The 14,076-nt window shown below is 68.6% G+C and carries 15 protein-coding genes and 1 pseudogene; 6 read left to right on the forward strand and 10 right to left on the reverse strand.

The features are described 5' to 3' along the window. Complete coding sequence (locus CSEG_RS17095; protein WP_013080485.1) at positions 1-1,281, forward strand: tetratricopeptide repeat protein; 1,281 nt, start codon at positions 1-3, stop codon at positions 1,279-1,281. Positions 1,282-1,287: 6 nt separating this feature from the next. Here CSEG_RS17095 and clpB read toward each other — a convergent pair whose 3' ends face one another. From clpB to prmC, 8 genes and pseudogenes are all read right to left on the reverse strand, one after another. Next, positions 1,288-3,867: an ATP-dependent chaperone ClpB gene (gene clpB / locus CSEG_RS17100; protein ID WP_013080486.1), complete on the reverse strand. Its 2,580-nt coding sequence runs from the start codon at positions 3,865-3,867 to the stop codon at positions 1,288-1,290. Between the two features lie 97 nt (positions 3,868-3,964). Next, positions 3,965-4,720 carry a M48 family metallopeptidase gene (locus tag CSEG_RS17105; protein WP_013080487.1) on the reverse strand — a complete coding sequence of 252 codons (756 nt, stop codon included), beginning with the start codon at positions 4,718-4,720 and terminating at the stop codon, positions 3,965-3,967. A gap of 118 nt (positions 4,721-4,838) precedes the next feature. Further along, positions 4,839-5,441, reverse strand: coding sequence for a DUF4893 domain-containing protein (locus CSEG_RS17110; protein ID WP_013080488.1), 603 nt, complete (start codon positions 5,439-5,441; stop codon positions 4,839-4,841). A gap of 76 nt (positions 5,442-5,517) precedes the next feature. Beyond that, complete coding sequence (locus tag CSEG_RS17115; RefSeq protein WP_083778494.1) at positions 5,518-5,853, reverse strand: response regulator; 336 nt, start codon at positions 5,851-5,853, stop codon at positions 5,518-5,520. Between the two features lie 10 nt (positions 5,854-5,863). Continuing rightward, entirely contained in the window at positions 5,864-6,916 is a 1,053-nt protein-coding gene (locus CSEG_RS17120) for a sensor histidine kinase (protein WP_041538355.1), read from the reverse strand. A gap of 171 nt (positions 6,917-7,087) precedes the next feature. Further along, positions 7,088-8,206 carry a DUF4167 domain-containing protein gene (locus CSEG_RS17125; RefSeq protein WP_013080489.1) on the reverse strand — a complete coding sequence of 373 codons (1,119 nt, stop codon included), beginning with the start codon at positions 8,204-8,206 and terminating at the stop codon, positions 7,088-7,090. Then, positions 8,203-8,414 (reverse strand): annotated as a pseudogene (locus CSEG_RS23805) (hypothetical protein). Before CSEG_RS23805 ends, CSEG_RS17125 begins: the two are co-directional and overlap by 4 nt. Positions 8,415-8,451: 37 nt before the next feature. Further along, positions 8,452-9,321 (reverse strand): peptide chain release factor N(5)-glutamine methyltransferase, encoded by an 870-nt coding sequence (gene prmC, locus CSEG_RS17130; RefSeq protein ID WP_013080490.1) that lies wholly within the window; start codon positions 9,319-9,321, stop codon positions 8,452-8,454. A gap of 88 nt (positions 9,322-9,409) precedes the next feature. Here prmC and CSEG_RS17135 point away from each other — a divergent pair, with 88 nt between their 5' ends. Together CSEG_RS17135 and CSEG_RS17140 are read left to right on the forward strand one after the other, a co-directional pair. Then, a complete protein-coding gene (locus tag CSEG_RS17135) occupies positions 9,410-9,661 on the forward strand; it encodes a type II toxin-antitoxin system ParD family antitoxin (RefSeq protein WP_013080491.1) in 252 nt (83 codons plus the stop codon). Beyond that, entirely contained in the window at positions 9,658-9,951 is a 294-nt protein-coding gene (locus CSEG_RS17140) for a type II toxin-antitoxin system RelE/ParE family toxin (RefSeq protein WP_013080492.1), read from the forward strand. The genes CSEG_RS17135 and CSEG_RS17140 overlap by 4 nt, the downstream gene beginning before the upstream one ends. Here the strand turns inward: CSEG_RS17140 and CSEG_RS17145 are convergent. Further along, the gene (locus CSEG_RS17145) at positions 9,943-10,704 is read right to left on the reverse strand and encodes an MOSC domain-containing protein (RefSeq protein WP_013080493.1); all 762 of its coding nucleotides are present in this window, start codon (positions 10,702-10,704) and stop codon (positions 9,943-9,945) included. The genes CSEG_RS17140 and CSEG_RS17145 overlap by 9 nt on opposite strands. A gap of 103 nt (positions 10,705-10,807) precedes the next feature. Here CSEG_RS17145 and CSEG_RS17150 point away from each other — a divergent pair, with 103 nt between their 5' ends. Beyond that, complete coding sequence (locus CSEG_RS17150) at positions 10,808-12,019, forward strand: YihY/virulence factor BrkB family protein (RefSeq protein WP_013080494.1); 1,212 nt, start codon at positions 10,808-10,810, stop codon at positions 12,017-12,019. On the opposite strand, the gene CSEG_RS17155 is transcribed toward CSEG_RS17150, so the two are convergent. Then, the gene (locus CSEG_RS17155; protein ID WP_013080495.1) at positions 12,016-12,546 is read right to left on the reverse strand and encodes a methyltransferase domain-containing protein; all 531 of its coding nucleotides are present in this window, start codon (positions 12,544-12,546) and stop codon (positions 12,016-12,018) included. The genes CSEG_RS17150 and CSEG_RS17155 overlap by 4 nt on opposite strands. A gap of 83 nt (positions 12,547-12,629) precedes the next feature. Between CSEG_RS17155 and CSEG_RS17160 the strand changes: the two genes are divergently transcribed. Then, positions 12,630-13,157, forward strand: coding sequence for a GNAT family N-acetyltransferase (locus CSEG_RS17160; RefSeq protein ID WP_013080496.1), 528 nt, complete (start codon positions 12,630-12,632; stop codon positions 13,155-13,157). 136 nt (positions 13,158-13,293) lie between these two features. Next, the gene (locus CSEG_RS17165) at positions 13,294-14,070 is read left to right on the forward strand and encodes a DUF3108 domain-containing protein (RefSeq protein WP_013080497.1); all 777 of its coding nucleotides are present in this window, start codon (positions 13,294-13,296) and stop codon (positions 14,068-14,070) included. Positions 14,071-14,076: the final 6 nt, after the last annotated feature.

The raw sequence follows: 14,076 nt of genomic DNA on the forward strand, positions 1-14,076 counted from the left end.
ATGGCTGTGAAGGATCAGTACGGGCTCCCGTTGTCGGGCGCCAGCGCCCCGGCGGCGGAACTCTATCAGCAGGCCCTGGACGCCTACCATTGCTATGCCGGCGAGCCAGGTCCTCTGTTGCAACGCGCCCTGGAAGACAGCCCGGGCTTTGTCATGGCCTATGTCCTGCTGGCCTATATGACGCTGATCGGCTCGGATCCGCCGACCGCCCAGGCGGGGGTCGAGGCCTACGAGGCCGCCAAGGCCTTGCCGGCCGACGATCGCGAGGCGGGGCACCTGGCGGCGGTCGCCGCGCTCCTGGGCGGCGAAATGCGCGCCGCCGGCCGCATTCTCGAGGATGTGGCCCTCGCCTGGCCGCGCGACGTGCTGGCGCTGCAGGTCGGCCAGCTGATGGACTTCTCGTACGGTGACAGCCGCATGCTGCGCGATCGCATCGCGCGGGCCTTGCCGGCCTGGTCACCGGGCATGCCCGGACATCACGCGGTTCTGGGCATGCACGCCTTCGGGCTGGAGGAGACCGGCTTCTACACCCGCGCCGAGGCGGTCGGGCGGCGGGCCGTGGAGCTGGAGCCTCGCAACAACTGGGCGCTGCACGCCGTGGCCCACGTGCTGGAGATGCAGGACCGCCGCGAGGAAGGCGTCGCCTGGCTGACGACGAGCAGCGACGTCTGGAGCCGCCAGAGCTTCTTCCAGATCCACAACTGGTGGCACCTGGCGCTGTTCCACATGGGGCTGGGGCGGATCGACGAGGTCCTAGCCCTGTATGACGGGCCGATAGAGGGCGGCCGCTCGACCATGGCCGTCAACCTGGTCGACGCCGCCGCCCTGCTGTGGCGGCTGACGCTGCTGAACGTGGATGTCGGCGAGCGCTGGGCGCGGCTGGCGGACCTGTATGCCCAGCAACCGCGCGGCCTCTACGCCTTCGACGACGCCCACGCGATGATGGCCTTCGTCGGCGCGGGCCGCGAGGCCGAGGCGGAGGCGGCCCTGGCCGCCATGTCCGCCGCGGCGGCGGGCGTCGGCGATAACGCCGGCTTCACCCGGGAGGTCGGGCTGCCCGTGGCGCGAGCCCTGATCGCCTACGGGCGCGGCGAGGACGGCGCGGCGTGCGACCTGCTGCGGCGGGTGCGCAACCACGCCGCCCGCTTCGGCGGCAGCCACGCCCAGCGCGACCTCCTGGACCAGACCCTGATCGCCGCGGCCCGACGGGCCGGCGAGACGAGCCTGGAGCGCGCTCTGCTGGCCGAACGGGCGGCGGCGCTGGAGGCGGCCGCCGCCTAGGGAGGCTTACTGCAGCACCGCCTTGCCGAAGGACAGCTGCCCATCGGCGACCCCGACGGCGATGACGCCGCCGTCCTCGATCTCGCCGGCCAGCAGCTTCTTGGCGATCGGGTCGACCAGCTCCTTCTGGATCACGCGCTTCAAGGGGCGCGCGCCGTAGACCGGGTCGTAGCCCTTGTCGGCCAGCCAGTTCAGGGCCTCGGCGTCCAGCGCCAGGCTCATGCGGCGGTCGGCCAGCAGCTTCTCGACCCGCTGCAGCTGGATGCGGACGATGTCGCCCATGTTGTGGCGCGACAGGCGCTTGAACAGGATGATCTCGTCGATACGGTTCAAGAACTCGGGGCGGAAGTGGCCGCGCACCGTGTTCATCACCATCGGCCGAACGGCCTCGACGTCCTCGCCTTCCTCCTGGTTGGCCAAGTACTCGGCGCCCAGGTTGCTGGTCATGATGATCAGCGTGTTGCGGAAGTCGACCGTGCGGCCCTGACCGTCGGTCAGGCGACCGTCGTCCAGCACTTGCAGCAGCACGTTGAAGACGTCGGGGTGAGCCTTCTCGATCTCGTCGAACAGCACGACCTGGTACGGACGGCGACGGACGGCCTCGGTCAGCGCCCCGCCCTCGTCGTAGCCGACATAGCCGGGAGGCGCGCCGATCAAGCGGCTGACCGAGTGCTTTTCCATGTACTCGGACATGTCCATCCGGGTGATGGCCGCCTCGTCGGCGAACAGGAACTCGGCCAGGCTCTTGGTCAGCTCGGTCTTGCCCACGCCCGTCGGGCCCAGGAACAGGAAAGAGCCGATCGGCTTGGACGGATCCTGCAGGCCGGCGCGGGCGCGGCGGACGGCGTCGGAGACGGCCTCCAGGGCCTCGTCCTGACCGACCACGCGACCGCGCAGCTGGTCTTCCATCTTCAAGAGCTTGTCGCGCTCGCCTTCGAGCATCTTCTCGACGGGCACGCCGGTCCAGCGGCTGACGACGGCGGCGATCTGCTCGGCGTCGACGACCTCGGGCGTCAGAGCCTGGGTGTCGCCCTCCTCGGCTTCCGCCAGGCGCTTTTCCAGGGCTGGGATCTCGCCGTACTGGATCTGGCCGGCGCGGGCGAAGTCGCCGGCGCGCTGGGCGTTGGCGAGGTCGGCGCGCAGGCGGTCGAGGGCTTCACGGGCTTGCGCCGCGCCGCCGACCTTCTCCTTCTCGGCTTTCCACTTGGCGGTCATCTCGTCCGACCGGAACTGCAGATCGTCGATCTCCGTCTCGAGGTTCTCCAGGCGCTGGCGCGAGGCCGCGTCGGTTTCCTTCGAGAGGGCTTCACGCTCGATCTTCAGCTGCACCAGGCGCCGGTCGATCTCGTCCAGCTCCTCGGGCTTGCTATCGATCTGCATGCGCACGCGGCTGGAGGCCTCGTCCACGAGGTCGATCGCCTTGTCGGGCAGGAAGCGGTCGGCGATGTAGCGGTTGCTCAGGGTCGCGGCGGCGACGATGGCGCTGTCGCTGATCCGCACCCCGTGGTGGACCTCGTACTTCTCCTTCAGGCCGCGCAGGATCGAGATGGTGTCCTCGACCGTCGGCTCGCTGACGAACACCGGCTGGAAGCGACGAGCCAAGGCCGCGTCCTTCTCGACGTGCTTGCGGTACTCATCCAGCGTCGTGGCGCCGACGCAGTGCAGCTCGCCGCGCGCCAGGGCCGGCTTGAGCAGGTTGGAGGCGTCCATAGCGCCGTCGGTCTTCCCGGCGCCGACCAGGGTGTGCATCTCGTCGATGAACAGGATGATCGAGCCCTCGGCCGCCGTGGTCTCGGCCAGCACGGCCTTCAGGCGCTCCTCGAACTCGCCGCGATATTTCGCGCCGGCGATCAGGCTGCCCATGTCGAGGGAGAGCAGCTTCTTGTCCTTCAGGCTTTCGGGCACGTCGCCATTGACGATGCGCAGGGCCAGGCCCTCGACGATGGCGGTCTTGCCGACGCCGGGCTCGCCGATCAGGACGGGGTTGTTCTTGGTGCGGCGCGACAGGACCTGGATCGTGCGGCGGATCTCCTCGTCGCGGCCGATCACGGGGTCGAGCTTGCCGTCGCGGGCGGCCTGGGTCAGGTCGCGAGCGTAGCGCTTCAGCGCGTCATAGCCTTCCTCGGCGTTGGCGCTGTCGGCGGTGCGGCCCTTGCGGACGGCGTTGGCGGCGGTCTCCAGGCTCTGGGCCGAGACGCCGGCTTCCTTGAAGAGCTTGGCCGCCTCGCCGCCTTCCTTGGCGATGGCGATCAGCAGGCGCTCGGTGGTGACGAAGGCGTCCCCCGACGTCTTGGCGGCCTTCTCGGCCTCGGCGAAGACTCGGGCGGTGTCGGGCTTCATGTAGAGCTGGCCGCCGGCGCCGTCGACGCGCGGGGTCTTGGCCAGCAGGGTCTCGACGCCGCCGTCCAGCTGGTCGGGGCGGCCGCCGGCGCTCTGGATCAGGGCGCGGGAAAGCCCGTCCTTCTCCTCGAGCAGGACCTTCAGAATGTGTTCGGGCGCGAACTGCTGGTGGCCCCGCGCGAGGGCCAGGCTCTGGGCAGACTGAACGGCCTGCTTGGCGCGATCAGAGTAGAGATCGATGTTCATAATGTCCCCTTCCTAGGCGGATCAGGACACGTCGCCTTGATCAAGCACAACGCATCCTGAGGGGCATTTAGGTGTGGCCGTTCAGCCACACAAGGCCCTACCAGCCCTTGCTGGCCAGATATCGTTCCAGCGCCTGAATCCGCACCGTGTCCGAAGGGTGGGTCGAGCCCAGATCCCCGCCGCCCTGGCCCTTGGCCTGGTCCATCGCCTGCATGTTCTGCCACAGCTTCACCGCCTCGCGGGGGCGGTAGCCGGCGCGCTGCATGAAGTCGACGCCCATGCGGTCGGCCTCCAGCTCCTGCTTGCGCGAGAACGGCAGCAGCACGCCGTACTTGGCCGCGTCGTCGCCGTGGTCCTTCAGCAGCTTGCCAAACTCGGTGCCGCCCGTCGCCGCGCCGGCGATGCCGAGCAGCACCTTGGCCGTGGTCTGCTGAGAGGCGCGCTCGGCGGCGTGGCGGGCGACGACGTGGCCGGCCTCGTGGCCGATCACGGCGGCCAGCTGGTCGTCGTTCTGCACCATGGCCAAGAGACCCACCGTCACCCCGACATGGCCGCCCGGCAGCACGAAGGCGTTCGGCGCCTCGTCCAGGAACACCGCGTAGTCCCAAGGCCGGTCGGAAAGGCCCGCGGCGTTGATCACCCGCTGGCCGACGGCGCGGACCCGGTCGTTCTTGCGCGGTTCCTTGGAGATGTAGGCCGTACGCAGGGTGTCGGCCCAGGCCTTCTCGCCGTCGCGGGCCAGGTTGTCGTCGTTGACGATCAGCAGCTGATCGCGCCCCAGGTCGGCGTTGTAGGCGCAGCCGCCCAGAGCCGTCGCGGCGGCGAGATAGAGCGGCAAGGTCAGGCGGCGCATGGCGATCAGTATGTTTCCAACTCGACACAAGCTTATCGGCGACCCCGGCGTCGAGGCAACGGCCTCGGATCAGACTTACCGAATTGTCATGCCCGCCGAACGCTGTCCCTGGTCCTGATCAGCGCCGCAATTCCAGCAGGTCCAGCTTCGACTCCTGCTTGGGCCACGGCAGGGCCAAGCGATAGCGGCCGGCGCCGATGCGCTCGAACACGCCGACCTGGTCGCGCTCGGAATCGCGGCCGTAGCGCGCGCGGCCTTCGTCGACGCCCCAGGCCACCGCGCCCAGGAACACGAGGCGACGCGGGGCCTCGGGATAGAGATTGCCGGACTGGCGTTGCGAGCCGGTGACCTTTTCCAGCACTAGGTCGCCGCCCGGCGTCAGCGCCACCCGGCAGCGGAACCAGCCGTAGGCGACGAACGGCAGGCCGTTGTTGGGCGAGCCCAGCTTGATCGTGCGGCAGCGGTAGCTTCCCGGAGTCGGCTGCGGACGGGACAACGAGACACGAGGATCGGTCACGGCGCCCAGGGCCTTCACCTGCCGCCCGTAGCCGCCGGCGCGCGCCTGGGCCAGCGCTTCGCTCCAGGCCTGATCCAGACGCTCCAAGCGACGGACGTCTCCGGGCTTGGCGTCAGCGCGCCAGTCGCCCGACGCGGCCGCAAAAGCAGCCGAGGCCGATCCGGCGGCGAAGATGGACAGGGCAAGGGCGGCGGCGAGGCGCATGGGCGGCTCCTGAGCTTGACGACCAGGGCCTAACGCCAGGCGGCGGCGGAAGTTCGACTCGGGCTGGACGCGGCGCCTAGTTCAGAGTCTCGAGGATCCGCGCCAGTTGGCGAGGATCGATCGGCTTGGAAAGGATGGGGACGTCGCGCAGATCCGATCGCACGCCCTGCGCGCCATAGCCGGTGACGAAGGCGAAGGGCACGCCGCGCGAGCGCAGCATCTCGGCGGTCTCGAACGAGGTCTCTCCGTCGCCCAGGTTTACGTCCAGCAGCGCGAAGTCGAACTCTTCGTCCTCCACGGCCCGCATCGCCGCCCGCGCCGAGGCGGCCGGACCGACGACCCTATAGCCCAGGTCACCCAGCAGATCCTCGACCAGCATCGCGACGAAGATCTCGTCCTCGACGACGAGAATCCGGATCGGATCAGGCCGCGCCGCTGATGAAACGGTTCGACTGGCCGGTGCGGGCGAGTTCCGCGTCGATCTCGCAGATGACACCCGCCGGTCGGTAGTCGAGAGCGACGGAGCCGCCAAGCTCCCGCGCCAACCCGCCGGTGATGAGACGGGTGCCAAAACCCTGACGCGTCGGCTCGGTGACAGGCGGCCCATCGGTTTCCTCCCAGCGCAGTTGCAGCCGCTCGCCGGGCGCGTCCTCGGTCCGCCTCCAGGTCAGGCGCACCTGCCCATCGGGGTGGGAGAGCGCGCCATACTTGGCGGCATTGGTCATCAGTTCATGCAGCGCCATGGATAGGGCCAAGGTCGCCTTTGGCGCCAAGCGGACCGGCGGCCCGTCGACGCAAAACCTTTCCGCCTCGCCATGGGCGGCCACCACGGCGTCGACGATGTCGGCGAGATCCGCGCCGTCCCAGCTCTCGCGGGTCAGGATGTCGTGCCCTTGCGCCAGCGCCAGAAGACGACGGGTCAGGCTCTCCCGAGCCCCCTCCAGGTCGTCGGCGTTGCGCAGCGTCTGTCCGGCGACGGACTGAACCGTGGCCAGGGTGTTCTTCACCCGGTGGTTCAGCTCGTTGATCATCAGCCGCTGCAGCTCTTCGGCGCGGCGGCGATCCGTCACGTCGCGCATGACCCCCGTGAAGAACCGGCGATCATCGTCGCGCCATGCGGCGATCGACAGCTCCAACGGAAATGTCGTCCCGTCGCTGCGCCGGCCGCTGACTTCCCGTCCTATGCCGATGATCCGGCGCTCGCCCGTGCTGTGGTAGCGCTCCAGATAGCCGTCGTGTTCGCCGTGATAGGGCTCAGGCATCAGCCGGTTGACGTTCTGGCCGATCATGTCGGCGGCCGAATAGCCAAACAGGCGCTCGGCGGCTGGATTGAACGCCTCGATCCGTCCGCGTTCGTCGATGACCACGATGGCGTCGACCGCCGTGTCGACGATAGCGCGATAGCGCGCGTCGTCCGCAGCGGCCGCGCGCCGCTGGGCTGAAGGTTCAGGGGTAAGCTTACGCGCTCCGGCCATTGTCGGCTCCGCCCTGTTGTCGATTCAGACCCTATCGTGGAAGTTGGCGCCCCACTAGAGCCTCACGGGCGACGGGAGGGCCGATCCCCCGAGACGGATCGACGCATACGAACGCCCAACGAAAAAGGGAGCCGCTTTCACGGCTCCCTTTCGCATTCAGTCCCGAAGGGATCAGCCTTCGTCGGAGCCAGTGTCGGCCGGAGCCGCCTCGCTGGCCTCGAAGCTGCGCGGGGCGCGGCGGCGGCGGGGCTTCTTGACCTCTTCGCCGTCGGCCGAGGCTTCGGGCGCGGGCGCCGCCTCGGGGGCGGCGCGTTCGGTCTTGCGGCCGAGGAACGCCGGGGCGTGGCTGACGGCGCCGTCCTGGCCGCGCAGCAGGGGCGAGCCCTCGCTGGCCGGGGCCTCGGCGGTCAGGGGCGAGGCTTCCGGCTCGATCACGGCCAGCGGATCGCGCTCGCCGCGCGGCTGCCAGTCGCGATCGCGGTTGCGGTCGCGGCGGCGGCGGCCCTCACGGAATTCGCCCTGCCCCTCGCCTTGCGGCTGCTCGCCCTCGGCGGCGGGACGGTCGTCGCGGGGGCGCTCGTCCCGGGGACGGTCGTCACGGTCGCGGAAGCGGTCTTCGCGCGGCCGGTCGTCACGCGGACGATCGTCGCGAGGACGGTCATCACGCGGACGATCGTCGCGAGGACGGTCATCACGCGGACGGTCGTCACGGGGCCGATCATCACGGGGACGGTCGTCTCGATTGCGGTCACGGTCGCGGTCGTCGCGGTCGCGCCAGCGGTCGCGGCGGCCTTCGCCTTCGCGGGGGCGGTCGTCGCGGTTGCGGTCACGATCCCGGTTGCGATCGCGGTCGCGGCTTTCGAAGCGGTCGCGCCGCTGCTCGCCGGTCTCGCCGTCGGCGCCTTCGCCCTGGGCCTGCTCGGCCGGAGCCTCGCTGACTTCCGGCTCTTCCGGCGGCTCGGCCTCGAAGTCGATCTCGTAGGCGGCGTAGACGTCCTTGCCGACGATGTCGGACACCGGACGATTCGGCTGGATGGCCCGCAGGACGCGGAAGTAGTGCTCGGCGTGCTGGAGATAGTTTTCCGCGAGCACCCGGTCGCCGGACGACGAGGCGTCACGGGCCAACTGCTGGTACTTCTCGTAGACGCTCTGGGCCGCGCCGCGCACCTTCACGCCTTCCGGACCGTTCGAATCGAACGCGCGGTTGGCGTTGTGCTGCTGAGGCTTGCCACCGTTGCCGCCACGATTGTTGCGGCCGCGCTGGCGCTTCATGCCCTTGAAATCTCTCATGTTCTCTTCTGGACCTGTCCGGAGGGTCAGTCTTGAGGCTGGCGCATCCGGCCTTGTTGGTCTCTGGGCGGGTCGAACCCTGTTCGTTTCAGAGACACTGGTTTCCGTAGAGCCCCCGCCCTGCTCTTTGCGGCGCGGCGACCGGCGGACCGGGCGCGCCTGCCGAGGGGGTGTCGCGAGCGCTCGAAGCGCTAACTTTTCCCGTCACCCGGCGATCTGGAAGGAGACATGACTCGTCTAGCGGTTCACGCCCCGGTTTCCAAGGGATTTTTCACCCCGGTCACCACACGGTCGTGCGTGGACAGGTCCTTGGTCGTCCGCACCTGCTGGGCGCCCGCCGCGTTGAACAGGCTTTCGACCGCCTTAGACTGGTCGTAGCCAATCTCGACGGCGAACATGCCGCCGGGCTTCAGCACCCGCAGAATCTCCGGCGCCAGCAGGCGATATGCGTCCAGGCCGTCGGCGCCGCCGTCCAGCGCCAGGCGGGGTTCGTGGTCGCGCACCTCGGGCTCCAGAGTCTCGATCACCGCCGACGGGATATAGGGCGGATTGGAGGCGACGAGGTCGAAGCTGGCGTCGGCCAGGCCCGCCGTCCAGTCGCCGTGCAGGAAGGTCGCGCGGTTGTTGAGATCCAGATTGGCGGCGTTGTCGCGCGCCACGGCCAGGGCCTCGCTGGAGGCGTCCACGCCCAGACCCTTGGCCGCCGGCCGCTCGGCCAGAACCGCCAGCAGGATCGTGCCCGAGCCGACGCCCAGGTCCAGCATCGAGAACGGCATGGCCTCGGGGAACGCCTTCAGCACCTCGTCTACGATGACCTCGGTCTCGGGACGCGGGGTGAGGACGTTCTTGTTCACCTGCAGCAGGATCTTCCAGAAGCCCTTGCGGCCGATGATGTGGCTGACCGGCTCGCGGCGGGCGCGGCGCGTCAGGAACTCGTCCAGCATCGCCGCCTGTTCGGCGGTGAGTTCGCGATAGGGATCGGTGACGATCTCGGTGCGGGTGACGCCGGCGGCGACTTCCAGCATCAGGCGCGCGTCGATCGACGGCTGATCGATGCCGGCGTCCTTCAGACGATCCTTGGCGGCAGTCCAGGCTTTGACGAGGGTCTGGGTCATGGGCCGGGATTTAGCGCGTCGGCGGCCGGGTGGCGAGATTGAATGCGGTACCAAGTTTTGGTATTTTCCGCTTAACCTGGAGGTCGCCATGAGCAAGAACACCTCGATCGTCCTTAGTGAGCATTTTCAGTCCTTCATCACGGAGAAGGTCGAAGAGGGACGATATGGCTCGGCGAGCGAGGTCGTTCGCGCCGGACTACGCCTGCTGGAGGATCACGAAGCCAAGCTCACGGCGCTCCGGACCGCCGTGAGGGAAGGCTTTGAGAGCGGCAAGCCCGAGCCGTTCGATGTCGACACCTTCCTCGCGGAGGTCAACACGGACTACGACGCCCAGTCGTGAGCCACTATGAGCTGACGCCGCTAGCGCGCTTCGATATGCGCGAAATCTGGACCTACACCGTTCGTCAATGGGGCCGAAGGGTCGCCGACGGCTACATTCGCGACCTGTCCACCACGCTCGAAAAGATCGCCCGTGAACCTTACGTCGGCGTCGCTGCGGAATGGATCGAAGAGGACTGCCGAAAGTACGTCTTTCGGTCCCACGTCATCTTCTATACGCCGATGAAGGAAGGTGTGGTCGTCGCCCGTATACTCCATCAACAGATGGATGCACCAAGCCGCCTAGGTTAGAGCCACCCCATCCCCCTCGCCCACCGCGCCGGCGGCCGTCACGGTCAGATAGATCCCGCAGAACATGTGGCCGTAGTGGTCGAACAGCGCCTTGACGAGGTCGGCGTCGCGCTCGCCCGTTTCCGGATCAACGTGCGTGGCGGCGCAACGGACGATGGGCTTGAGAACCTGGGCGGTCGCGCCGCCGATCGTCAGCGTCCGGCCCGTCCAGCCATTTTCGGCCCAGGCCGGCCAGCCCTCGACATAGAGGTTGGCGCGGAAACGCAAGGGGTCCAGGTCGCGGCCGAGGCGTTGGGAAAGATCGCGCACGCTGGCCAGGTTCACGATCGAGACGAAGCCGGACTTGCTATCCATGAACCGGTGCGCGCCGGGGCCTTCGAGAACCCGCAAGGGACCGCGGGCTTCCTCGCCGAGGAAGGCGGTTAGCCAAGCCTCGAAGTCCGCGCGGCCATCCGCGCCACGCAGGTCTCCAGCGAAATCGGGATGGCCGTCGGCCTTGGCGCTCAGCACCCCGGTCGCCTCGTCATAGGCGGTGCGAACCCGGGCGACGGCCGGAATCTTGGCCAGCACCGTGAACTTCATCTTCGACACGTGGTCGGGCGCAGCTGGATCAAAGCCGCTGGGCCCGTCCTCGACCGCATAAAGCCGGTCGCAGGGGAAGCAGGCTTCGCGCTCCAGCGTGACCGAGGCCAGGCGCTCGGGCGTGAAGCCCTTGACGGGGTGGCGGTAAAGCGAGGCGATGCGGGCGTCCATGGGCGCAACATCCGGCTCGACTCGCCGCATGGCAAGGCTTGGTTGGCCTCGCGCGGAACGTCGGGAGCCCGTCGGGGTTCTGGTAGGTCCGGAGGCGCACCCTATGCCCGACGCTAGCCTGCGTCCCATCCTGTCCTGGCTGAAGTCGCGGCCCTATCATCTGGCGCCGTGGATCGTACTGCTGGCCGCCGCGCCGTTCGCCCTGCCCCGCAAGCGAGCGGAGACCCAGCTGGTCGATCCGCCCGGCCTGTCGGAAGACCGCGCCATGCCGCCGCACGAGTTCGACGCGGCCGAGCCGCGGCGGGGCCGCGCGGCGCGTCATCCCGTCCACATTCCGCTGCTCGGCTGGCGAGACATCGTCTGGCGCACCTGGCGCGAGATCACCGTCGACCGGCTGCCCGCCGTGGCCGGGGGCGTGACCTTCTACACCCTTCTGGCCCTGATCCCGGCGATCGGCGCCTTCGTCTCGCTCTATGGCCTGTTCGCCGATGTGCGGACGGTCGAGCAGCAGCTGCGCGACATGGCCGGCGTCTTCCCGCCCAGCGTCGTCCAGATCGTCGGCGAGCAGATGCTGCGTCTGGCCAGCCAGGGCGAGGCCAAGCTGGGCCTGGCGTTCGCGTTCAGCCTGCTGCTGTCGGTGTGGAGCGCCAACGCCAGCATGCGCACGCTCTTCGACGGCCTGAACATCGCCTATGACGAGGAAGAGAAGCGCCACATCGTCCGGCGCACCCTGCTCAGTTACGCCTTCACCTTCTGCGCCCTGGTCTATGCGGTCGCGGTGTCGGCGGTCTTGATCGTGACCCCCCTGTTGCTGAAGGCCGCCCGGCTGTCGGCGCTGGACAGCTACTGGGCGCCGATCCGCTGGTTGATGGTGATGGCCATGACCGCCGTCGCCTTCGCCGTGCTCTATCGCTTCGCTCCCAGCCGGGCGCAGGCGCGATGGCGCTGGGTGTGGATCGGAGCGGCGACGGCGTCGGGAGGCTGGCTGATCGGCTCGCTGGGCTTTTCGACCTACGTCAATCGCGTGGCCCATTTCGACGCCGCCTACGGCCCGCTCGGCGCGATCATCGCCTTCATGGTCTGGGTCTGGTTCTCGATCATGGCCATCCTGGTCGGGGCCGAGCTGAACGCCGAGATCGAACACCAGACCGCCATCGACTCCACCACCGGCCCCGAGCAGCCGATGGGCGCGCGCGGAGCGGCCATGGCCGACACGGTGGGCCTGGCCTTCCATCCCTGGGAGCTGATCAAGCGGGAAGCCGGCGCCGTGCGGCGCATGACCGGCGGCGCCTGGAAACGCGTACGCCGGCGTTAAGCCTTCGGCTGGATCCGCGAGGGCTTGATGGCGCGCAGGGCGAACTTGAAGCCCTCGCCGTTGTCCTCGCTGAAGGCCAGATCGAAGTCGGCCTGGTAGAAGGCGCGATAGTCGGTCATCGCCGTCCGCCCCACCTGCTCGTAACGGGGCTGCTGCAGGAAGACGAGCGTTTCGGGCTGGATCACCCGCGTATGCCCCGGATCCCCCCAGGCCCAGCGCGACGTCACCGACGGGCAGGTGGCGCACAGCAGGCCGCCATGCTTCAGGATGCGCCAGAACTCGCTGAACTGCGCCAGGAAGAACCGCCAGTCGCCCTGCTGCCCCGTGTGCTCCAGCACCTCGTAGGCGTGGATCTCGTCGAAGTGGTCGTCGGCGAACGGATAGGGAAGATTATTCAGGTCGTGGATGACGTCCGCGCCGGAGTGCGGATCGATGTCCAGCGTGGTGAGGTCCTTCCACCCGGGATTGGAAGCGTCGCCGACACGTTTGTCGCGGCTGTTGCCGCAACCGATCAGAAGTTCCGGCATGTCCCCCCCCCTTGGATAGGCCCTGGAGTTTGGGCCTAGCTTCACGCTAAGCGATTCGAGCTCACCCGCTGAACGGAAACTCCATGGCCCTGCTGACGCCCTACCAAGACCACGAGCTGGCCGACATCGTCGCCCTGGTGAACTCGGCCTATCGGGGAGAGCTGGCGGCCCAGGGCTGGACCAGCGAGAGCTATCTGCTGGGCGGCCAGCGGACGGACGAAGCGAGCCTGCGCGACGACCTCGCCGCCAAGCCGGGGTCAACCATCCTGACCTTCCGCGACGCCCCCGAAGACAAGCCCCATGCCTGCGCCTGGCTGGAACCGACCGATGGCGGGGCCTGGTACGTCGGCATGATCACCGTCTCGCCCCTGCGCCAGGACGGCGGCCTGGGCCGCGCCATGCTGGAGGCCTGCGAGGCGCATGCGAAGGCCCACGGCGGAACGCGCATGAAGATGACCGTCATCTCGGTCCGCGACACCCTGATCGCCTGGTACCAGCGCCGCGGCTACAGCCTGACGGGCGAAACCCAGCCCTTCCCCTACGGCGACGAGCGCTTCGGCCAGCCCCAGCGCGACGACCTGGCGTTCGTCGTGCTGGAGAAAGGGCTCTGAGCATCTTCCGATAAGTGTGAAACGGTTATCGGATAAAAAATGCGCTTCGAAATAGCGGCCGGCATTACCGAACCTTAAGTAGCTCCTCGCCCCACGGCGCCGTCACATGCCGGCGCTTTCCGCTGAGGGGTCTTCCATGTCGTTCCTGTACCGCGCGGCCGCTGGCGCCGCGCTCGCCCTCGCGCTCGTCGCGTCGACCGCCGCCTCGGCCGCTCCGACGCCCGTGCCGCTGGGCCAGACCCTGGCGCGGTTCGACAAGCTCAAGCCCGCCACGCACCGCTATCTGCGCTATCGCCAGAAGGGCGACACCATCACGCCGCTGGACGTCTGGACGCGCGAGATCCGCATCGAGCCCGACGCGGCTGGCGTCAAGCGCCTGCACATCGTCCAGCACTGGGACGGGTCGACGCCCGGGACGGTCAAGACGATCGACTCCTGGTTCGAGCTCGGGACCTTCCGCCCGTTCACCCACCAGCGCAGCACCACGGGCAAGGACGGCCAGACCAAGATCGAGGGCTTCGACTTCAAGCCCGACCGGATCGTCGGCCTCAAGGACCTGCCCGGCAACGCCCAGGCCGCCTACGACATGGCCTCGCCTCAACCGGCCTTCAATTTCGAGACCGACATGGAGACGCTGCAGGCCCTGCCGCTGACGACGGGCTATGAGGCGCAGATCGTCTTCCACCATCCGGGCGGCGAGGCGCCGGCGCCGTACCACTTCAAGGTGACAGGCTCGGAGACCCTGACCAGCTCGGCGGGCGGCAAGGTCGACTGCTGGGTGATGACCACCGACTACAACCACCCCGAATGGGCGCCGGCCCGCTTCTGGCTGGCCAAGGACAGCCAGGTGGTGGTCAAGGTGCTCTCGCCCGCGCCGGACGGGTCGATCTGGGTGAAGACGCTGCTCTGGTGAGCGCGA

It is taken from the genome of Caulobacter segnis ATCC 21756 (assembly GCF_000092285.1).
Classification (GTDB): domain Bacteria; phylum Pseudomonadota; class Alphaproteobacteria; order Caulobacterales; family Caulobacteraceae; genus Caulobacter; species Caulobacter segnis.